At 66.7% G+C, this 20,646-nt stretch carries 14 protein-coding genes and 1 pseudogene; 7 read left to right on the top strand and 8 right to left on the bottom strand.

The window, feature by feature from the left end; all coding sequences use genetic code 11:
- Nucleotides 1-55: 55 nt before the first annotated feature.
- Nucleotides 56-517, bottom strand: coding sequence for an Lrp/AsnC family transcriptional regulator (locus POF53_RS20630; protein ID WP_232856896.1), 462 nt, complete (start codon nucleotides 515-517; stop codon nucleotides 56-58).
- 129 nt (nucleotides 518-646) lie between these two features.
- Here POF53_RS20630 and POF53_RS20625 point away from each other — a divergent pair, with 129 nt between their 5' ends.
- From POF53_RS20625 to glsB, 6 genes and pseudogenes are all read left to right on the top strand, one after another.
- Entirely contained in the window at nucleotides 647-1,882 is a 1,236-nt protein-coding gene (locus POF53_RS20625) for a Zn-dependent hydrolase (protein ID WP_232856898.1), read from the top strand.
- 37 nt (nucleotides 1,883-1,919) lie between these two features.
- Nucleotides 1,920-3,125, top strand: coding sequence for a diaminopropionate ammonia-lyase (locus POF53_RS20620; RefSeq protein ID WP_232856900.1), 1,206 nt, complete (start codon nucleotides 1,920-1,922; stop codon nucleotides 3,123-3,125).
- A gap of 196 nt (nucleotides 3,126-3,321) precedes the next feature.
- A complete protein-coding gene (locus POF53_RS20615; RefSeq protein WP_498969210.1) occupies nucleotides 3,322-4,491 on the top strand; it encodes a MerR family transcriptional regulator in 1,170 nt (389 codons plus the stop codon).
- Between the two features lie 25 nt (nucleotides 4,492-4,516).
- A pseudogene (locus POF53_RS20610) lies at nucleotides 4,517-5,077 on the top strand (HD domain-containing protein); the annotation flags it as partial.
- Nucleotides 5,078-5,083: 6 nt separating this feature from the next.
- On the top strand, nucleotides 5,084-5,590 hold the full coding sequence (locus POF53_RS20605) for a GNAT family N-acetyltransferase (protein ID WP_234562457.1): 507 nt from the start codon (nucleotides 5,084-5,086) through the stop codon (nucleotides 5,588-5,590).
- Nucleotides 5,591-5,856: 266 nt separating this feature from the next.
- A complete protein-coding gene (gene glsB / locus POF53_RS20600; protein WP_028691427.1) occupies nucleotides 5,857-6,774 on the top strand; it encodes a glutaminase B in 918 nt (305 codons plus the stop codon).
- A gap of 7 nt (nucleotides 6,775-6,781) precedes the next feature.
- On the opposite strand, the gene POF53_RS20595 is transcribed toward glsB, so the two are convergent.
- Nucleotides 6,782-7,816: an AraC family transcriptional regulator gene (locus POF53_RS20595; protein ID WP_203647295.1), complete on the bottom strand. Its 1,035-nt coding sequence runs from the start codon at nucleotides 7,814-7,816 to the stop codon at nucleotides 6,782-6,784.
- A gap of 238 nt (nucleotides 7,817-8,054) precedes the next feature.
- On the opposite strand from POF53_RS20595, the gene POF53_RS20590 reads away from it, so the two are divergent.
- Nucleotides 8,055-9,002 carry a SphA family protein gene (locus POF53_RS20590; RefSeq protein WP_498969207.1) on the top strand — a complete coding sequence of 316 codons (948 nt, stop codon included), beginning with the start codon at nucleotides 8,055-8,057 and terminating at the stop codon, nucleotides 9,000-9,002.
- Between the two features lie 183 nt (nucleotides 9,003-9,185).
- Here the strand turns inward: POF53_RS20590 and POF53_RS20585 are convergent, their stop codons facing one another.
- From POF53_RS20585 to POF53_RS20560, 6 genes are all read right to left on the bottom strand, one after another.
- Entirely contained in the window at nucleotides 9,186-10,463 is a 1,278-nt protein-coding gene (locus tag POF53_RS20585) for a DSD1 family PLP-dependent enzyme (protein ID WP_498969205.1), read from the bottom strand.
- 15 nt (nucleotides 10,464-10,478) lie between these two features.
- The gene (locus tag POF53_RS20580) at nucleotides 10,479-11,873 is read right to left on the bottom strand and encodes a D-arabinono-1,4-lactone oxidase (protein ID WP_232856904.1); all 1,395 of its coding nucleotides are present in this window, start codon (nucleotides 11,871-11,873) and stop codon (nucleotides 10,479-10,481) included.
- A gap of 15 nt (nucleotides 11,874-11,888) precedes the next feature.
- The gene (locus tag POF53_RS20575; protein ID WP_203647298.1) at nucleotides 11,889-12,245 is read right to left on the bottom strand and encodes a c-type cytochrome; all 357 of its coding nucleotides are present in this window, start codon (nucleotides 12,243-12,245) and stop codon (nucleotides 11,889-11,891) included.
- Between the two features lie 302 nt (nucleotides 12,246-12,547).
- The gene (locus POF53_RS20570; protein WP_498969203.1) at nucleotides 12,548-16,783 is read right to left on the bottom strand and encodes a hemagglutinin repeat-containing protein; all 4,236 of its coding nucleotides are present in this window, start codon (nucleotides 16,781-16,783) and stop codon (nucleotides 12,548-12,550) included.
- 39 nt (nucleotides 16,784-16,822) lie between these two features.
- Nucleotides 16,823-18,496: a ShlB/FhaC/HecB family hemolysin secretion/activation protein gene (locus POF53_RS20565; protein ID WP_498969201.1), complete on the bottom strand. Its 1,674-nt coding sequence runs from the start codon at nucleotides 18,494-18,496 to the stop codon at nucleotides 16,823-16,825.
- 799 nt (nucleotides 18,497-19,295) lie between these two features.
- Complete coding sequence (locus POF53_RS20560; RefSeq protein WP_232856908.1) at nucleotides 19,296-20,621, bottom strand: MFS transporter; 1,326 nt, start codon at nucleotides 20,619-20,621, stop codon at nucleotides 19,296-19,298.
- Nucleotides 20,622-20,646: the final 25 nt, after the last annotated feature.

Here is a 20,646-nt window from a genome sequence, read left to right as displayed (position 1 = left end):
GGAGCGCTTCGTGTACCTTTTGCAAAGCGGCTGAATCGATCACGTCGGCATCGACTCAGGCCGCAGGCACCTGCATGCCTGTCTTCACATTGCTCATCGACACCAGTGTCTTGAACCGCTTGACATTGTTGCTCTCGAAGAACAGCGCTCGCGTCAGCTGGGTGTACTGTTCCATGTCTCGCACCAGCATGATCAGCACGAAGTCGCATTCCCCCGCCACGTAATAGCACTGCTGCACCTGCGGGCAGGCCATGAAGGTGCGCTTCATGGCGTCGAGCAGGTCGAGTCGCTCGTTCTCCACCTCCACTTCGGTGATCACGGTCAGGCTGTAGCCCAAGGCGGCAGCGTCCACCTGGGCCACGGTGCGCTGGATCACACCGTCGTGGGTGAGTTTCTTCAGCCGGCGATTGACCGCAGCTGACGACAGGTTCACCTGCGCGCCCAGCTCGATCTGCGAAGTGCTGGCGTCACGCTGCACGGCGTCGAGCAGTGCGCGGTCGAAGGCGTCGAGGCTCATGGCATGAGTCCTGAAAGGTGTACGAAAACGCAATGAAATTACGTTTCATACCCAAAAATCAATATTTCAGTTCGCAACTACTAAATACCATTTCAGCAACACCGCATGAAACGCTTACCGGAGAACCCCATGAGCGAGCTGCACCTCAATGGTCCGAAACTGTTGGAGCAAATCCAAGATTTGGGCAAGATCGGTGCCGATACACTCGGCGGCGGTCGGACCCGCATCGCCTTCACCGACGCCGACAAGGCCGGCCGCGACCAGCTGGTGGCCTGGATGCGCGAGCTTGGACTGGAGATCGACGTCGATCGCATCGGCAATATCTTCGGCACCCTGCGCGCCTCCAACGATATCGCGCCACTGATGATCGGTTCGCATATCGACAGCGTCACCAACGCCGGCGCGCTGGACGGCTGCTACGGCGTACTGGCCGGGCTGGCGGTGCAGCGTGCCTACCGCGAAGCCGGCGTGCTGCCAGCGCGGTCGATCACCGTGGCGGCCTTCAGCAACGAGGAAGGCGTGCGCTACCAGCCGGACATGATGGGCTCGCTGGTTCATGCCGGCGGGCTGGCGGTACAGGCGGCGCTGGACACGCTCGGCAGCGATGGCACGCGCCTGGGCGACGAGCTGCAACGCATCGGCTACGCCGGCGACCTGGAGCCTGGTGCCATCGTGCCCCACGCGTATCTCGAGCTGCATATCGAACAGGGCCCGATCCTCGAAGCCGAGCAAACGCTGATCGGGGTGGTGGAAAACCTGCAAGGGATTTCCTGGCAGCAAGTGACGGTGACAGGCAACGCCAACCATGCCGGCACCACCCCGACCCGGCTGCGACATGACGCAGGTTACGTAGCCTGCGCCGTGGTCACCGAACTGCGGCGCCAGGCGCGCGACAGCGGCACGACGCTGGCCACCACCGGTTGCATGCGCTTCGAGCCCGATGTGATCAATGTGATCCCGCGTCGCGCCACCTTTACCGTCGACCTGCGCGATCCGGACGAACAGCGCCTGCAACAGGCCGAGACACACCTGGCAGATCTTCTGCGGCAACTTGCCGAAGCCGAAGGCGTGGTCATCGAAACCGAGCAAAAAGTACGTCTGGAGCCGGTGATTTTCGATGCCACGCTGGCAAGTGCCATCGAGGCCAGCGCCGGGCGCCTGGGCCTGAGCCACCGGCGCATGACTTCCGGCGCCGGCCACGATGCGCAGATGATCGCGCGTATCGCCCCAGCGGCGATGATCTTCGTGCCCAGCCGTGGCGGTATCAGCCACAACCCGCGTGAGCACACCGACGACGACCAGTTGCTCGATGGCGCACGGCTACTGCTGGACGTGGTCGTTCAACGCCTGAGCGTCATGCGCTGAAGCCTGCCCCCTCGCCGCCTGTCGAAAGGAGATCCCCATGCTGTTCGCCAACCCCAACGCCATACGCACGCCCTACCCCGCCTCCCTGCAAGCCCTGATGAGCATTCGCCGGGCCAACGAAAGCCGTCAGTGGCTGTCGCACTGGCCGCAGTTGCGCGCCACCGGCACCCCGCTCTATAACCTGCCAGACCTTGCCGCCGAGCTGGGTGTCGGGCAGGTGCTGGTCAAGGACGAGTCGGTGCGCTCGGCGCTGGGCAGCTTCAAGGCACTGGGGGCGCCCAACGCCCTGGTACGCCTGATCCTGCGCACCTTCCCCGAGCTTGGTTTCAGCGCCGCCGGCCTGTTCGCTGGCCAGCACGCCACTCAGCTGGACGGTTTCAGCGTGGTCAGCGCTACCGACGGCAACCATGGACGAGCCCTGGCAGCCGCCGCTCAGAGCATCGGCTGCCGTTGCATCATCGTCCTGCACGCCCAGGTCAGCGTCGAACGGGAACAGGCCATCGCCGCCCATGGCGCGCAGATCGTGCGGATCGAGGGCAATTACGACGCATCGGTGGCGCATGCCGCGGCACTGGCCCAGGCCCATGGCTGGCAGGTGGTCTCGGACACATCCTACGATGGTTACGAACAGATCCCGGGGGACGTGATGCAGGGCTACGGTACCCTGGTCGCCGAGCTCGTCGAGCCCGCCGGGCAGGCTCCGACCTTCACCCATGTGTTCCTGCAAGGGGGCGTGGGAGGGTTGGCGGCGGGCGTCGTCAGCTACCTCTGGGAGCTTCATGGCGAGGGACGCCCGACCTTCATCGTGGTTGAGCCCGAGCAAGCCGACTGCCTCCTGCAAAGCGCCATGGCCGGGCAAGCGCGTGCCGCCAGCGGCTCGGTGGACTCGTTGATGGCCGGACTGGCCTGCGGGCAGGCATCGCCGCTGGCGTGGCGATTCCTGCAACCGAGCGTCGATTTCTTCATGACCCTGGAAGACGTCGATGCGGTTGCCGCAATGCGCCGCCTGGCACAGGGCAGCGCCCGAGACATCCCGTTGCTCGCCGGTGAGTCGGCGGTGGCCGGACTGGCGGGGTTGACCCGTTTGATGGCACAGCCTGGCCTGGCAACCCAGGTGGGACTCGGTCGCAACTCGAGGGTGCTGTTGATCAGCACCGAAGGGGCCACGGCACCAAGCCTGTACGCAGAGCTGGTGGGCGAGACGGCAGCGTCGGTGCTGGCACGACAGCAGGCCTGGGGTTGAGTGCCGCCGGCCAGGCCTCATCGCGGGGCAAGCCCGCTCCCACGCAGGTGATGCCGACAACGCCGTTGCCTGCGTAATGGCGCGATCCCAAAGGTTGGGAGAACGCCTGAAAAAAATACCCGTATCTGCGAGAACCCGCTTTACCTGTCTATAACTTCATGGTTCATCATCGCCCCACTGCATGAGGGGAAGACCGGTGTATCGCATTTCCGAACTGGCGGCGAAGGTGGGCCTGAGCCGCTCCACGCTGCTCTATTACGAAAAACTCGGGCTGGTGACGTCACGGCGCCAGGCCAATGGATATCGCACCTACAGCGAACAGGACCTGCAGCAACTGCGGCTGTTGCAGCAACTACAGGCCGGCGGCCTGAGCCTGAAGCAATGCCAGGCCTGCCTGGAAGCGCGCCTGGACCGCGCAGCCCTGCTCGAACGCCTGCACACGCTGGACGAGGAGATCGCCGCCCGGCAACGCTCGCGTGACCTGCTGGCGGCGATGCTCGGCTTGTCGTCCATGCGCCCCTGGCACCAGGCCCTCGAGCAGCAGGCGCCCGGCGCCCACCTGGCGTGGCTGCGCCGGCAGGGATTCAATGAGAAACAGGCCCTGCGCCTGAAATGGCTGTCCCGCGACATGAACGAACACGACCGCTACATGGCCGACTTCGAACGCATTTTCGATGGCCTCGAGTACCTCGGCCCAGGCTCGGCACAGGATTCACTCAAAGCACTGCACGCCCTGCCCCAAGCCCCCGCGACACTGCTGGACATCGGCTGTGGTCGTGGCGCCTCCAGCGTGCTGCTGGCCGAACACAGCCAGGCGCACATCACTGCGCTGGACAACGACGAGCACAGCCTGGGCTGCCTGCGCGCGACCCTGGTCGCCAAGGGCCTGCAGGCGCGGGTCACGCCGATTTGCGCGAGCATGACCCAGCTGCCGTTCGCGCCCCGGCACTTCGACACGATCTGGGCCGAGGGCTGCGCCTACATCATGGGCTTCGACAACGCCCTGGCGTACTGGCGCGCCTTTCTCAAACCCCAGGGTTACCTGGTGGTCAGCGACCTGGTGCGGGTGGCCGACCGGCTCACTCCCTCGGTCGAGGCGTTCTGGCAGGCCGCCTACCCCGACCTGCACAGCGTCGACACGCGCCTGGCCGCCATCGCCCGCCTGGGCTATCGCACCCTGTCGCACTTCCCCTTGAGCGCGCAGGCCTGGAGCCACTATCTGGAGCCGCTGCGCGAACGCGTGGCCAGCCTGGCGGACGAAGACTTCGCCTCCCAGGCCCTGGCCGACATCCGCCGCGAACTCAAGATCCACGAAAACCACCTGGGCGAGTACGGGTATCATCTGTTCGTCATGCAGACGCGCTGAACCCGCCCCAGGACATGGAGTCACCATGAACATCGAAAAACTGCAGAACCGCCTCGCCTTCCTGCGCCAGGCCGAACAACTCAAGAGCGTGATCCGCAGCGCCCACACCTCCAGCGGCCGCGCCGAAAGCACCGCCGAGCACACCTGGCGGCTGTGCCTGATGGCCATCACCTTCGCCGACGAACTGGGCGATCTCGACCTGCTCAAGGTGCTGAAGATGTGCCTGGTCCACGACCTGGGCGAGGCCATCAGCGGCGACGTCCCGGCCGTCAGCAAACAGGGCTTCCCCGACAAGAACCGGCAGGAACGCGAAGACCTGCTGCACCTGATGTCGAGCCTGGACGCCGCCCTGCGCGACGAGATCATGGCGTTGTGGGAGGAATACGAGGCCGCCACCTCGGCCGAGGCGCAGGCGGTCAAGGCCCTCGACAAGCTGGAAACCCTGCTGCAACACAACCAGGGCCGCAACCCGCCGGGCTTCGACTATGCCTTCAACCTCGACTACGGCAAGCGCTATACCGCCGCCACGCCGCTGTTCGAGGCCCTGCGCGGCCTGATCGACGCCGACACGCGCCGGCATCTCGACAATGGCATCAGCCTGCGCGACGAGCGCCCGGAGGACACCGCCACCATCGGCCAACTGACCGAGGCCGCCTTTGCCAACGCCGAACACAGCAGCCACACCGAGCAGTTCATCGTCGCTGCCCTGCGTCAGGCCGGACAACTGACGGTGTCGCTGGTGGCGGTGGAGGCCGGCGCCATCGTCGGCCATGTGGCGATCTCCCCGGTAAGCCTGTCGTCGGGCGCCAAGGGCTGGTACGGACTGGGACCGGTCTCGGTGCTGCCGCAGCGTCAGGGCCAGGGCATCGGCTCGGCGCTGATCAACGCCGCGCTGGCCCGCCTGCACGGGCTGGGTGGCCAGGGCTGCGTGGTGCTGGGCGACCCAGGGTACTACGGCCGCTTCGGTTTCAAGGCCCAACCGGGCCTGAGCTTGCCGGGCGTGCCGGCCGAGTACTTCCAGGCCCTGGCCTTCAGCGGTGATGTGCCGAAGGGCAGCGTGCAATACTCCACGGCGTTCGAGGCAACCGCCAACGCGTAAACGCGATCACTGTAGGAGCGGGCTTGCCCCGCGACGGCGTCGGCAGCCACAACCTTGTCACCCGTGCCGACGCTATCGCGGGGCAAGCCCGCTCCCACGCTGAAACCCTGTTCCCTGCGCGACAGCGCAGCCCGGAAGGGCTGTGTGATCTCCTACAGGTTGCGCATCAGCACGCGAGCCAACGCGAACAGATGTGCTCCGCAGCCAGCAACCATCGTCTACCTGAACGTTTTCGAACGCGCCTTTCCTTCGCACCAGGTTTCCCGATGCAAGCACTCCTGCAAGAGATCCTCGACCACGTCCGCCCCCTGCTCGTCCAGGGCCAGGTGGCGCAATACATCCCCGCCCTCGCCCAGGTCGACCCGAACCAGCTGGGCATCGCCGTGCAGAGCCTGGACGGCCAGTTGCACTGCGCGGGCGATGCCCACACGCCGTTCTCGATACAGAGCATCTCCAAAGTGTTCAGCCTGGTGCAGGCGATCAACCACAGCGGCGAGGACATCTGGTCGCGGCTGGGCTACGAGCCTTCGGGCCAGGCGTTCAACTCGCTGGTGCAGTTGGAGGTGGAAAAAGGCCGGCCACGCAACCCGTTCATCAATGCCGGGGCGCTGGTGATCTGTGACATCAACCAGTCGCGCTATGCCACGCCCACCCTGTCGATGCGCGACTTCGTCCGCCGCCTGGCGGCCAACCCGCGCATCGTCAGCGACACGGTGGTGGCCGAGTCGGAATACCAGCACCGCGCGCGCAACGCGGCCATGGCCTACCTGATGCAGGCCTTCGGCAACTTCCACAACGATGTCGACGCGGTGCTGCGCAGCTACTTCCACCACTGCGCGCTGTCCATGAGCTGCGCCGACGTGGCCCGCGGCTTCGCCTTCCTGGCCAACAGCGGCTACTGCCCGCACAGCGGCGAGCAGGTGCTCAGCCCGCGCCAGGCACAGCAGGTGAATGCGATCATGGCCACCAGTGGGCTGTATGACGAGGCCGGCAACTTCGCCTACCGGGTCGGCCTGCCAGGCAAGAGCGGCGTGGGCGGCGGCATCGTCGCGGTGGTGCCAGGGCGCTACAGCATCTGCGTGTGGTCGCCAGCGCTGAACGCCTCGGGCAACTCGCTGGCGGGGCTGCGGGCGCTGGAGCTTTTGAGCGAGCGGATGACCGGGTCGGTGTTCTCGGCGGTCTGAGCGCCCCCTACAGGGTCGGGCTGTCGCGCCAGGCCGAGGGGCTCTGTCCGGTCCAGCGCTTGAACGCCCGGCGAAAGCCGCGCACATCGCTGTAGCCGAGCGCTTCGGCAATGCGTTCGATGGGCATGTTCGGGTTGCCCAGCAGGCTCGTTGCCCGCGATTGGCGCACCTGCTCCTGCAAGCCTTCGAAGGTCACGCCGTGCTCGGTCAGGTGCCGGCGCAGGGTACGGCTGCTCATGTTGAGGTCGGCGGCGACACTGTCGATCCGGCAGCCCCCGGGCAGGTCGCGGGCGATGGCGCGCTCCACGCTCTGCAGCAGGCTGGCCTTGTGCTGCAGCGGCGCGCACTCCAGCTCCAGCAGTTTGAGCGCCTGGCGCAGGGCGACCGGCTGATGCCCGGGCAACGACTGGTCGAGCCAACGGCTGGCGATCACCATGCGGTTGTGCAGGCAGCCGAACGCTACTGCCGGCCCTAACAGATGCACGTAAGTGTCCCGGTAGGCCGGCGCGGGATGGGTGAACTCGAAACGCAGCGGCTGGAACTCGGTACCGATCAGCGTCCGGCCGTAGACCATCAGGCTGGCGAAGAACTCCTCCACCGCGAACACCTGGATCTCGGCGTAGGGCAGCCGGCAGTCGACCTCGATAAAGGTCTCCCGCTCGTCCTCGTGAAGACTGTAGACCGCGATGCCGCCGCTGGCGTGCTGGTAGCGCGCGCCTACCTCGAAGGCATCGCGCAAGGTCCTGCACAACGACAGCACGTGGCCGAGCAGGCCCAGGGTGCCCAGTACATTGCGATGCCCGACCCACAGCCCCAGGCCCTGCCCGGGCAAGGCCTGCAGGGTGCGCTGGATCAGTGCCACGGCCTGGCGACAGGCGATGCGCTGGGCCGGGTCCTGCAGCTCGGCCGGGGTGAAGCCCAGGCCTCGACACAGCCGCTCGCCGTCCAGGCCACGGTCGCTGGCGAGCTGGAGCAAGGTCTGCAACATGAACGGCGAGGCCAGCGCCAGGTCGAGTTGCGGGTCAAGGGGGGTACTGGGCATGAAAGGCTGCTCCCGGGCCGAGGCGCCTGAGGTTCTTGTTGTCGGGGGCACTGCGCTCGGCGCCGTCATGATATCGCGCAGGGACGCGCCCCGACGGCGAGAGTAACAAAATATTGCAGAGTGTCCGGCAAAGCCCCCCTGCCTGTCCGGCACGGCCCTGCGCCCCCAGGCGGCCAGCGCTTATTTGTATAGGGCGGCACAACGCCGCTCGCCCACAACAATAAGAACGAGCCCGACCATGAACCCGACCCGCCTCGCCTGGCTGCCCCCGGCAGCCGCCTGCATGCTCAGCGCCAGCTTCGCCCTCCCGACCCATGCCACCGAAAACGGCGTGGACAACATCGGCCCCGGCACCGACGGTTTCTTCGTCCTGCCGCTGAACGTCGACCAGCTGCCGGCGCACATGTTCGCCTTCAATCTCTACTACAACCACTACCAGGCGCGAAAACTGGACATCAGCTCGCTCGGCGGCAAGGTCGAGCAGGTGAAGATCACCTCCGATGCGATCATCCCGCGGCTGGACTACCTCAGCCCGCTGCGCCTGTTCGGCGGGCGGGTCGGCGGCTACGTGGCGCAGCCCTACATCCGCCAGCAGGTGGCGATGTTCGGCCAGCGCAGCCGCCGCGAGAGCCAGGGCGATGTCACCATCGCACCGATCATCCTCTGGGACATGGGCGCGGACCTCACCCTCGGCGCGGCGCTGGAAATCACCTTGCCCACCGGCGACTACGAAGCCACGCGCATGGCCAACACCAGTAACAACTTCTACACCTACAAGCCGCTGCTGTCGGCGACCTGGCTGCCCAGCGAACGCAGCGAGCTGTCGGTCAAGGCCACCTACAGCTTCAACGAAGAGAACCATGACACCGATTACCGCTCGGGGCAGCTGTTCCACTTCGACTATTCGGCCAGCTACCGGGTGACCGACAACCTGCGCCTGGGGGTCAATGGCTACTACGTGAAGCAGACCACCGACGACAAGCAGTTCGGCCGGACCGTGAGCTTCATGGGTGAGGATGTCGATGATGGGGTGCGCGGGCAGGTGTTCGCCATTGGCCCGGCGCTGCATTACACCTTCCTCGAGTACGCCAGCATCGAGGCGCGCTGGGCCAAGGAGTTCGCGGTGCGCAACAGGCCGGAGGGGGAGATGTTGTGGGTCAAGCTGAGTTTGCCGTTTAGTTTGTGAGGCCCGATCAGTTGCTAATTTCAGCGTTTACGTCTTGATCGCCGGGGCTGCTTTGCAGCCCTTTCGCGGCACAAGGCCGCTCCTACAGGGAGTGCGGTCGCCTGTAGGAGCGGCCTTGAGCCGCGAAAGGGATGGCCGCCCATTCAGGGAAATGCATGAATTTATGGACTGCGCAGCAACCCGCTACGCATACACCGGCCAGCGCTCGACAATTCGCCCATCGCGTACCGCCAGCAGGTCGCCGAACTGCAGCAGGATGGCCTCGGACTGGGTCGGGCGCAGGAACACCTGGTCGTCGACCTGCAGGCCCACCGCCGCCGAGCCGTTGAGCATTTCCTGGTTGGAGCTGCGCCCATAAAGGCCGTTGAAACGCAGTCCCCTGGGCGACTCGGGCTCGGCCAGCCAGTTGCCGCCATAAATGAAGAAGGTCTCGCGCTGATTCGGGTCCCACCAGGCGAACAACGCCGACTTGCCGTCCAGCGCCGGAATCTGCACCGCACCCGTGCGCTTGATCACCGGCGTGGCAATATAGGCCGCCGGCTGGTGGTCCTGCAGCGACGGCAGGTCATAGTGGGTGGGCTTGAGCAACGCCGAACCCACCGATACCTCGCTACTGGTGCGCTCGTACTCGTGCATCCGGTAGCTAGGGCTGCCGGCGGTGTTGAGGGTCAGGTCCGTACGCCACAACCCGGGATAACGGCTGCGGGCGTGCTCGACAAAGCCGTCGTACAAGCCCATGACCTTGGCGAACAGCGCCTGTGGCGATCCGAGGATACCCGGCACGCCCATGCCGACGAAGGGGTCGTAGCCCATGAAGCCGGCGAAGGCCAGGTGCCGGGGATTGGCGGCGATGATCGCCAGCATCCGCTCCAGCTGCGCCGAGTCCTTGACTCCGCCCCGGTGCAGGCCGACATCCAGCTCGATGTTGATCCGCAGCCGGGTGCCCAGTCCCTGGGCCAGCGCCAGGTACTGTTGCAGGCGCTCGGGGGTGTCGAGCAACCATTGCAGTTGCCTGGCCGGGTCGAAAGCGCCGCGGTGCTCTTCGTAGAACAGCTGCGCCGAACGCACCGGCAGCGGCTTGCCCAGCAGGATGTCGGCATCCGGGAAGCGCAGCGCATCGTGGTTGAGAAACGGCTGGTGGAACGACATCAGCCGGCGGGTATCGGCGCGCCGGGCGATGTAGTCGAGCAACTGCGGCGAGGGCAGCGACTTCTCCACCAGGCGCAGCTGCTTGCCGGCGCGGCGCACCGACTGGGTCACCACATCGATGTTGTGGTCCAGGCGGTCGAGGTCGATCAGCATCACCGGGCGCATCGGCCCGTGCTCGCGCAGCTCGCGCTGCAACCTGGCGAAATAGTCATCGTGCGGCGCCCCTTGGGCGCCAGGGCGCAGCCAGGCGCCGGCAGCGGCCAGCAGCACACCGGCGCCCGCTGCGCCGACCAGGAATTTGCGTCTGTTCATCACCTCTCCTTGTGCTCAGGCAACGCCGAGGATCGAGGCCAGGTGGCCATTGAGGAACTTGCCTGTCGGGTCCAGCGCCTGACGCACCTCGGTGAATGCCTTCCAGCGCGGATACAGCGGCTGCAGGGTGCGCGCATTGAGGGTGTGCAGCTTGCCCCAGTGCGGGCGCCCGGCGTATTTCCAGAAGATCGGCTCGATGGCGGCGAAGAAGTTGTGGTGGTCCATGCTGTAGTGCTGGTGCACCGAGATCGAGCAGCTGTCACGCCCTTCGAACATGCTCAGCGGGATATCGTCGGCCTTGACGTAGCGGTACTCGATGGGGAACCAGGTTTGCAGGTCGCGCTCACGGATCAGCGCGAGGATCTCGCGCAGGCAGGCCGGACCATGCTCGGCGGGCACCGAGTACTCCATCTCGTTGAAGCGCACGTTGCGCACATTGGCGAAGATCTCGTACGAGTCACCGACCCGCTCGTCGAAGCTGGCGACATGCCGCAGGCTGTTGAGCAGTACGCGCCGGGCTTCGGGAAAGTCGCTGCCGTACTTGTCGAGCTTCTCGATCAGGCTGACGAATTCGTTGCCACTGCCGCCGGCCGTATCCTGGTCAGCGGTGGCGGCATCCTTGGTTTCATTGAGGGCGATGGACAGCGCATAGTCGGAATGGGTGATTACCAGCATTTCCCAATGCTGGTTTTCCCGGGTGTTCTTCTCCACGTCCTCCAGCAACTCGTCGGTGCGAGCGATCCATTGCCGCTCGCGCAGACGGAAAGCCTCGCGGTTCTGCAGGCGGATCCGGGTGGCCACGCCCAGTGCGCCGAGGGACACCCGCGCCGCGGCGAACACCTCGGGGTGGCGATGGCTGTCGCAGTCGAGGACCTCGCCGCTGGCCGTGACCAGTTGCAGGCCGGTGACCTTCGAGGAATACGAGCCAAAGCCGACGCCGGTGCCATGGGTCGAGGTGGCGATCGCGCCGGCCAGGGTCTGGTAGTCGATGTCGGCCATGTTCGGCAGCGCCTGGCCGACCGCCTTGAGCGCCGCGCCCATCGCCGACATCGGCGTGCCGGCAGCGAACTCGGCCTGCAGGGTGGCGGGGTCGTGGTCGAGCAAACCACTGAAATAGCCGAGCGACACTAGAGTGCCGTCGCTGGGCACCAGGGCGCTGAAGGAATGCCCCGAACCGACCGGACGCACCCTGCCGGGGGCCTGGCGGATGGCCTGGGCCAGTTCGTCAAGGCTCTGCGGCGCCAGCCGCGCCTCCGGCAGGCAGCTCTGCGCGCCGGACCAGTTGCGCCAGGGGATCAGCCGCGGCGCGCGCAGCAGTTGCGCCAGTGCCGGGTTGGCGGAAAGCGCGAGCAACGCGCAGGCCGCGCCGGAGTGTTGCAGCCAGCGACGACGGGAAAGGTGAATCGTCATGGGAGTACCTTGCGCTCAGTGGAGGGGCTGGCCGGACATGTAGCCGATCAGGGCAAGGAACTGCGCCTCGCTGCACTGCATGCACAGGCCCATGGGCGGCATGCCCTGGTAGCCGTTGATGCTGTGCTCCAGCAGGCGGTCGACGCCCTGGGCCAGGCGCGGGGCCCAGGCCGCCGCGTCGCCTGCCAGGGGGGCGCCGGACGCTGGGTTGGCGTGGCAGGTCTGGCAGGTGCTGGCGTACAGCGCGGCCAACGCAGGGTCCGCGGGGGGGGCCTGGGTGACGGCGGGTTTGCTGTCGTCCCGGCAACCGCCGAGTAGCAGGGCCAGGGTGGTCAGGACGGCTGCAGGTAGCAGCGGTGGGAAAAGCGCCATGGTGCTCCCCTCTTCTACCGTGCTTGGGCACGGCGTTTTCTTGTGGTGGGTAGGAAGCAACAGTAAGGCGGGGACAGGCTGGGGGTTCAGGGCAATGGCGGACAGCGAGGGGGGTGGGATCGGACAATCCTGCGCAGGGCAAGCAGCAACAGGCAGCCCTTTAAAGGTGTTGAAAATTGGCGTCCGACTTGGGCTTGCCGGGGCTGCTTTGCAGCCCATCGCGGCACAAGGCCGCTCCTACAGGGGTACGCGTTCGCCTGTAGGAGCGGCCTTGTGCCGCGATGGGCCGCAAGGCGGCCCTGTCAGCCCTTGTTGGTCAGTCCGTCAACCTGGCCTTCGACCGTCACCGGCCCGACCTTCAGCTTGCCGCCCTCCAGCGACACGCTGGGTAGGCCCGCCTCCGGCAGCTTGGGCAGGTCGAGGGTGGCCTTGACCTGGTAGCCGAGCGGCTTGACCTCGGCCCCGAGCGTGGTACCGCCCTGCTCCACGCCCTTGACCTGCAGCCCCAGCCCACGCTGCGCCGCGATGCCCGAAGCCTGCGTGACCCCGGCCTTGCGCACGAACTCGCCCTGGGCATTGAACGATGGCGTGTAGTCGAAGCCTGGCTTCTCCTGGCCCTCCTTCGCCTCGCCCGGCTTGCCGGCCAGGCCCGCGCCCAGGTCGACCCGCACCGAGGTGGTGGTGTCCTGGCGTTCCGCGACCGTCAACCCGCCCGCCAGCTTGCCGCCGACCTGCTGGCCGTCGACCCGTGCGCCGCTGAGTTGCGCCGCACCGTCACTGTTCAGGGTCACCTCGCCAGCGGCGATATGGCTGTTCTGCTGGGTGGTGGCCTGCAGATGATCCACCTGCACCTTGCCGCCCAGGTCGAAGTCATGGGACGAACTGACCTGTTGCCCGGCGTCCGCCGGTGTATTTCGGCTCAGGTTGCTCCCGGCCTTCACCTCGACGCCCCAGTTGGTACGGCTCTGGGTGGACTGCGCCGACTCCAGCGCCAGGCCACCCTCGCCTGCGCCAACGTTGACGGCCGTAGCGCCGACCTGCGTACCCTGCAAATGCACCGACTGGCCGGCCAGGTCCACGTTGCCGCGGCTGTTCAGCTGGCCGCCGGCCAGGGTCTGCGAGCGTTCGTTGGTCTGGCCCACATTGAAGTTGCCGCCCAGCTTGCCGCTCAGGTCACGGCCCTGCTCACCGGTGGCGGCCTTGCCACCGAGATTGAGGCCACCGCCCAGATGGCTGCCGCTGACGGTGCGGGTGTCGCTGGCGGCCTGCAGGTCGAGGGCGCCACCGGCCTTGAGTTCGACCGGGCCGTTCGCGTCGATGCGCGTGCCCTGCAAGGTCTGGTCGCCAGCACTGCCCAGCCGCACCGGGCCGTTGCCGCTGATGCTCGCCACCTGGGCCTTGCTGTCGACACTGTGCTCGCCGGCATGGTCAAGCTGGAACCCAGCGCCCAGGTCGACCTTGTCGCCCACCGGCAAGGTGCCCACGGTCAACGAACCGCTGCCACCGAGGCTGCCGGTGTCGCGACGCGCCTGGTTGCTGGCCTGGTCCAGGGCCAGCTTGCCGCCGGTGTTGACAGCCACCGCGCCCTGGCCACCGTCGAGACGGCTGCCTTCGAAGCGGGCATCGCCACCGACCTGGATGTTCAGGCCCTGGCTGCCACTGAAAGCGCCGACCACGGCAGTGGATGCATCTTCGTTCAGGCGCTTGCTCCCGCCCGAACCATTGGCGGTCACGTTGAGGTCTTCGCCGGTCTTGGTGTAGATCCGGGCGGACACATCAGCGTTCACCTGCTGCTCGCTGCGGCTGTGGGTGTTGCTGGCCGCGTCGGCCTGCAGCGAACCGGCCTTGACCTCCAGCGCGCCACCGTTGGCGTTGTAGCGGGTGCCCTGGTCCTTCAGCGCGCCGACCACGTCCAGCTGGACGCCCTGGCCGTTGAACTGGCTGACCACCGCGGTGCCGGTCTGCTCGCCCTGCTGCTGGCTGGCATGGCCCACGGCCAGGTCGACGCCCAGGTTCGGCGTGCCGAGTTTGCCCAGGGCCGCGGTCAGCGAAGTCTTGCCGTCCAGCACGTCCTTGACGTCGTTGAGCGGCAGCTTGCCGTCAAGGGCATCCTTGACCGACACCTTGCCGTCCACCACGTCCTTGACCGCCCCGGCGATCGGCCGGGCGATGTCCTTGTACTCGACATTGACACCGACATCCGCCGTCCAGCTGCTCTGCTGGTGGCTGCTGTTGGTGGTGTCGCGGGCCGCGCGGTTGTCCACCTGGCCTGCGCTGATGCTCAGGGTGCCGGAGCTGTTCACCTGCGCGCCCTCGCTGGCCAGGGTATCGGCCTTGATTTTCACGCTGCCGGCGCTGTCGAGGCCGGTGGTCTTCGCCGTGGTACTGCTCGAGGCGTCCTGCTGGGTGCCATGGGCGAAGTCGACCCCGGCGCCGGCACGGTCGAGGCCAGCGGTGAGGTAGACGCCACCGCCGGTATGGCTGCTGTCGCGGGACTCGCTGCGGCTGTCCTGCTCGGCCAGCAGCGACACCTGCTTGCCGGCCAGGGTGGTATCGCCCGCGGTGGACTTCACCGCGGCACCCTTGACGGTCAGGTCACCACCGGCGGCCAGCTGTACTTCGCTACCGCTGAGGCTGGAACCCTGCTGGCTGACCTGGCTGCCAGCGGCGCTCTGGCGATCGCTCGCATAGCCGACGCCAGCACGATACTGCCCGGAGCCCGGCGCGGTCTCCTTGGCCGAAGCAACGAAGCCACGGCTGCTGCTGGCGCTGTTGTGTTCGCGGGTGTCCTGGGCCGAGGCGACCTTCAGATCCCCCGCCGCCTCGGCGTTCAGCGCACCGGTGGCCTTGACCGTCGAGCCGACCACGTCGATGCCCTCGGCGCTGCTCAGGCCGACGCTGCCACCGGCCACCAGCTCGCTGCGCACCGCGGTGCTTTCCCGGCTGTTCTGCTTGGCTTCGTTGTGGCTGACGCCGAAGAACTTGCTCTGCTGGTTCTGGCTGTCACGCTGGTCGGTGCGCGAGGCGTTGCTGATCTGCACCTGCTTGCCGGCGATGCGGATGTCCTGGCCACTGGTCAGCTGGGCACCTTCGGTCAGCACCGAGGCCTTGGCGTGCAGTGCGATGTCGCCACCCTTGAGCTGGCTGGTGACGCTGCGCTGGGTTTCATTGCGGTTGTCCCAGTCGGCCTTCCAGAAGCCCTTGGTGTGCTTGCCCTGGTCGGTCTGCACCTGGCGCTCGGTGGCGGCGGTCAGGCGCAGGTCGGCACCGCTGTCCAGGCGCAGTTTGCCGGGCGCCTCGAGGCTGGCGGCGCTGAGGGTGAGGTCCTGGCCGGCGTGCAGCCCGGCATCACGCTGGGCCACGACCCGGGTGGCGTGCTCGCGGGTGTCGCTGTCGGTCTGGGTGCGCTGGTAGGTCTCCCAGTCGATGCCCAACGCGCCGCTGCGCCAGTTTTCGCGTTTTTCCTGGAGCTTGCGGCTTTGCACGGTGCTCAGGGTGAGATTGCGTCCGGCGTCGAGCTTGACGTCGCGCCCGGCCACGTCGGCAGCGGCCAGGGTCAGGTCCTGGGCACCATGCAGCTCGACATCGCCCTGGCTGCTGCGCACGCCGGCACGGGTCGCCTGCAGCGAGTCGGCCACGGCGGCGCCGCTGATATTCAGGTCACCCGCCGAGTCGATACGCACGCCGTCGCGGCCGTCGATCTGCCCCGACCCGACCCGCACACCGGCGCCCTGCGCGGTGCTGACGATATTGATGCGTCCGGCCTGCATCGCGCCGAACAGGCTGGCGTCGATACGCTGCTCGCCACTGTTCGCGCCGTGGTCGACAACCTTGGCCTGGCCGCTGGCATAGTCCACCTGATTGCGGCCCACGGTGAGGTTGAGCTGGTCACGGGCATCCAGGCGACCCTGGCTGTCGATGCGCGGGGCGATCAGGTTGACCGAACCGCCGTCGTTGCGCAGGCCGGCGCCCTGCACCTGCAACTGGCCGCTGGCGTCCTGGGTGCCCAGGGCCTTGAGCCGGCCCGCGTCCAGTTCAGGGCGGCCCACCACCAGGCTGGCATTGGGCGCGTTGATGAAGCTGGCGCCGTTGACCGAGATGCCGTTGGGGTTGGCCAGCACATAGTCGGCGGCGCGGCCGAAGATTTCCTGGGCGCCATTGATGGCGGAGGCGTTGCGGCTGACCACTTCGTTGAGGATCACGCTCGCCGCCTGGCCCTGGAACTGCGGGTTGGCCGCCAGCTCACCGGCCAGCTGCGAGTGGCCGGCCTGCAGGGCGTTGTTCAGTACCAGGCCCTGGCGGTCGACGTTGTAGTCAAGGAACTGGTTGTGCGACAGGCCCGCGCCGTTGGGCGCGACGATATTGACGATGGGCACGCCGCCCTGGGTCTGCAACTGTGCCGTGCCCCCAGGGCCGGGGGCGACCACGACGCCGCCGGCCAGCGCCTGGGGCAGGCTCGCGGCCAGGAACAGGCTGGCTATCGCCCAGCGCAGCTTGCCTTGCGGGGACAGGTTGAAGGTAAAGGGGGTCTTGGGCATAGGTCACTCTCCATGTCGGTACTGCTAATTCGGTGCGACTCAAATCTGCACGGCGGCCCTGAACAGCCAGACTTCAGGCTCGCGGTGGTAACCGCTGGGGGTGGTCAGGCTGCGCTGGTAGTCAACGTCCAGCTGCAGCGCCTTCCAGCTCAGGTTCAGGCCCAGGCTCGCGCCGCTCAGGCGCTGGCTGGCGGCGCCGTGATCGGCCTTGATCCAGCCGTGGTCCAGCCCCAGCCGCGGGGTGATGGTCAGCGGCCCCTGGGGCTGCAGCGGCAGGCGCAGGGTGTTGCGCCACACCGCCCCGCTGGCCCCGGACAGGCTGCTGAGGCGATAGCCGCGCACGGCGGAATCGTCGGTGCCGAGCAACTGCTCGATGGCTGGCAGCGGGTCGGGGCTGTACTGCAGGTTGAACTGGCTCTGCCACTGCCAGGGTTGGCCCAGCAGCTGACCATTGCGCCACTGGCCGAGGCCGGCGCGGTACTTGCGAAACTGCGCCATGGGCAGGTCGGGCACCGGCCGATCGGCATCGTCGTCGGCGCCAAACCAGTGCAGTCCCTGGGCGTAGTTGAGGTCCAGATTCCACACCGCGCTGTCGAGCCAGAACAGATTGAGCCCGGCCTCGGCCACCGTCAGCGTCGGGCTCTGCACGTCCAGGCGGACCTTGGCGAATTCGCTGTCGACGTCCTTGTGCGCCAGTTGCAGGCTGGCGCTCAGCTGATGACGCTGGTCGCGCCACAGCACGCGCTCGCCGCGCAGGCTGAGCTGGTCGGTGATGCCGGTGCTGTGCAGGGTCAGGGTGCTGAGCTTGATCGGCGAGCGGTACTCGGCATGGCTGGCGAACAGGCTGAAGGTCCAGTAGCCATAGGGAATCGCGTAGTACAGGCTGGCGTTGCGGCTGTAGCGGTCGCCCTGGTTGAGGGTGTCGCTGGCCGACAGGCTGAGCAGGTCATTGAGCGCCAGCGGGTTGTCCAGGCTCATGCTGAGCACGCTGCGGTCACGGCCAGTGCTGGCGCTGCCGAGATTGTCCAGGCCCAGGCCCACGGAAACCCGTGGCTGGCCTGCGCTGCGCGGGCGCAGGATGATCCGCGAGGCGCCCGGCTGGCTGCCGGGGGCGATGTCGGCGGTGAGGTCGACCGAGCGCAGGCGGTTGAGCTGGTCCAGGCCCTGCTCCAGGTCGCGCAGGTTCAGCGGCTCGCCAAGCATGCCGGGGAAGGCCCCGGCCAGGGACACCGGCAGGCGCTGGTCGGCCAGTTCGATGGCCTCCAGGTAGCCTTCGTCCACCAGGATGTCCAGCGACTGCCCGGCCGCCGGGGCGCTGCTCAGGTAGGGGCGGCTGGCGATATAGCCCTTTTCCAGGTACAGCGCGGTGATGCCCGACAGCAGCTGGTTGATCTGCCCCACGCCCATGCACGCGGCCACCAGGGGGTCGATGCGGGCATCGAGGGTGGCGCGGTCGATCAGCGTGACACCGCCGATGCGCACCCCGGCCAGCGGCCAGCAGCGCGCATCCGGGGCCGAGGCCTTGGGTGTCTGTGGGGTGGTGTCGGGCGCGGTGAACGCGCCGCGTTGCAGTTGCCGGCGGCGTTGTTCCAGTTGCAGTTGCTGCAGGTCGTGTTGCTGCTGTTGCTGTTGGCGCAGCACTTCCTGGCCGGGGGTAAATGTCTCGGCATGCAGGTTGCCGGCGCACAGGCAAGCCAGTACGACAGACAGCATTAATTGACGACGATCAACAGCAGACAGGTACGACATACAACACCCATTCGCAGGCAAAGGCACAGCGAGAATCGCAGTACTTGGAACTTCCCAGCACGGTCACCGAGGGTTATCGGCACACGCGCAATAACTTTAGAAAGTTGAGCGTTGTTTGTTGAAACGCTCGCGGAAAAGTTAACGACTGCTAATTACCACATGGCTACGGGCATGACCGCATGGTCACTTGATAGCCCTTGGTAAAGCGGGTATAGGGGCTGACGCGATCGAATTGTCCAACAATCGAACTGAATGACTGTCTGGCCCCACGGTACTTGTAGACACGAGCGGGAGACACCGGACTTTAGTCGTAGGGGGAATAGTGGGGCAACTTTATGGTTTGCGGGCAGATTGGGCGAGAGACAAGTTGGCTGAAAATTGCGCAAAAGTTGCGCTGAGGAATGGGGAGTAATTGTTCTGGAATTGAGGTGTTCGACGAGAGTATTACAGCGCCTATTAGACCGAGCGCCGCCCGCGCGGCGCATCGCGGATGAATCCGCTCCTACATTTGTTGCAACGTGGCCATGCCTGATAGGCCATGGTTGTAAGCCTTGTGTGCACGACGCGGTTTTTCGGTGGGCATTGCCGCCGCCCCACCTGTCTCAAGACAGGCGCCAAGGCTGGCAACCATGGCCTGACAGGTTCGGTACGTTGCAACAGATGTAGGAGCGGATTCATCCGCGATGCGCCGCGCGGGCGGCGCTCGATCTGATAGGCGCTGCAGGACTATCGCCTGCCACTCACTGCCCTCACACAATCCCCCTCACCGCTCCAACGCCGAACCGCGCAACAATCCCCCCTCTTCACTCCCCTCGCCCAGCCCATCGATCTGCGCCATGCTCAGCCGCGCCGTCTCCTTCAAGCCCAACGAACACAGCGCCACCAGCGCCAGCGCCGCCGCCCCGTACAACGCGACGCCCAGTGGGTCATGCCCGTTGAGAATCAGGATCGCCGTGGCAATGCTCGACGCCGTCCCGCCCCCCAGTGCCGCGCCGACCTGGTAGCTGGCGGAAATGCCCGAGTAGCGCATTTCCCGGGGAAACTGCTCGCCCAGGAACGCCGGGATCGGCCCCTGTGTGGCGCCCATCAGTGCACCGACCAGGCTATAGGCGACCAGGGCGATACCGAAGTGGCGCATGTCCACCAGGGCAAAAAAGGCGAACAGGCCCAGCGCCATGACCAGCGCCCCGAACACCATCACCACGCGCCGCCCCAGGCGGTCCGACAGGTGCCCGAACAGCGGCGCCGACAGCACGATGGCCACCGACAGGGTCAGGTCGAACATCAGGGCCTCGGTGCTGCCGTACCCCGCCTGGGTGGCGTAGGTCAGGAAGAACGTGCTGCCGATGTAGGCGATGGTGCAGTAACCGAAGGCGATACCAGTGCACAGCAGCAATTGCCGTGGCCGTTGCCGCAGGGCTTGCGCCAGGGGCGCCCGCACGGGTTTGACGGTGGATGCGGTCAGCGGCGTCTTCAGCCGTGCATACAAGCCGATCAGCACCAGGGTGCCTCCCAGCCAGAACGGGATCCGCCAGGCGAAGTCCACCAGGTTGTCATCGAACGCGGCGCTGACCAGGGCGAATACCGCCGCACCGAGAATGCCGCCCACGCCGATGCCCATGCTGGTGAAACTGCCCCACAGGCCGCGCCGGCCAGGCGGCGCCGACTCGATGCCAAACAGCGCGGCGCCACCCCACTCGCCCCCGGCGGCAAAGCCCTGGACCAGGCGCAACAGCACCAGCAGGATCGGCGCAACCACACCAAGGCTGGCATGCCCCGGCAGGCAGCCGATGAGGAAGGTGCTCAGCCCCATCAACAGCAAGGTGGTGACCAGTACCTTCTGCCGACCGACGCGGTCGCCGAAATGGCCAAACACCAGGCCGCCCAGGGGCCGGGCGAGGAACCCCGCGCCGAAGGCACTGAACGCCACCAGGGTGGCGGTCAGGTGGTCCAGACCGGGAAAGAACACCTGGGGAAACACCAGCGCGGCGGCGGTGCCATAGATGATGAAATCATAGAACTCGAGGGCCGTGCCCAGGCCGGAGACGCAGAAGGTGCGCAAGGCGGAGCGGGAAGGTTGTGCATGCATTGTTGTTGTTCTCGTGATGCGGATG

The organism is Mitsuaria sp. RG (genome assembly GCF_028369275.1).
Classification (GTDB): Bacteria; Pseudomonadota; Gammaproteobacteria; order Pseudomonadales; family Pseudomonadaceae; genus Aquipseudomonas; species Aquipseudomonas peradeniyensis.
This window is presented reverse-complemented; position numbering and strand designations above follow the sequence as displayed.

What these genes read in the sequence shown, in the direction of transcription:
- glsB (WP_028691427.1), top strand. Translation starts at nt 5,857, where the DNA reads ATGCAAGCACTCCTGCAAGAGATCCTCGACCACGTCCGCCCCCTGCTC.
- POF53_RS20620 (WP_232856900.1), top strand. Translation starts at nt 1,920, where the DNA reads ATGCTGTTCGCCAACCCCAACGCCATACGCACGCCCTACCCCGCCTCC.
- POF53_RS20590 (WP_498969207.1), top strand. Translation starts at nt 8,055, where the DNA reads ATGAACCCGACCCGCCTCGCCTGGCTGCCCCCGGCAGCCGCCTGCATG.
- POF53_RS20595 (WP_203647295.1), bottom strand. Translation starts at nt 7,816, where the DNA reads ATGCCCAGTACCCCCCTTGACCCGCAACTCGACCTGGCGCTGGCCTCG.
- POF53_RS20630 (WP_232856896.1), bottom strand. Translation starts at nt 517, where the DNA reads ATGAGCCTCGACGCCTTCGACCGCGCACTGCTCGACGCCGTGCAGCGT.
- POF53_RS20580 (WP_232856904.1), bottom strand. Translation starts at nt 11,873, where the DNA reads ATGACGATTCACCTTTCCCGTCGTCGCTGGCTGCAACACTCCGGCGCG.
- POF53_RS20565 (WP_498969201.1), bottom strand. Translation starts at nt 18,496, where the DNA reads ATGCTGTCTGTCGTACTGGCTTGCCTGTGCGCCGGCAACCTGCATGCC.
- POF53_RS20570 (WP_498969203.1), bottom strand. Translation starts at nt 16,783, where the DNA reads ATGCCCAAGACCCCCTTTACCTTCAACCTGTCCCCGCAAGGCAAGCTG.
- POF53_RS20575 (WP_203647298.1), bottom strand. Translation starts at nt 12,245, where the DNA reads ATGGCGCTTTTCCCACCGCTGCTACCTGCAGCCGTCCTGACCACCCTG.
- POF53_RS20625 (WP_232856898.1), top strand. Translation starts at nt 647, where the DNA reads ATGAGCGAGCTGCACCTCAATGGTCCGAAACTGTTGGAGCAAATCCAA.
- POF53_RS20585 (WP_498969205.1), bottom strand. Translation starts at nt 10,463, where the DNA reads ATGAACAGACGCAAATTCCTGGTCGGCGCAGCGGGCGCCGGTGTGCTG.
- POF53_RS20560 (WP_232856908.1), bottom strand. Translation starts at nt 20,621, where the DNA reads ATGCATGCACAACCTTCCCGCTCCGCCTTGCGCACCTTCTGCGTCTCC.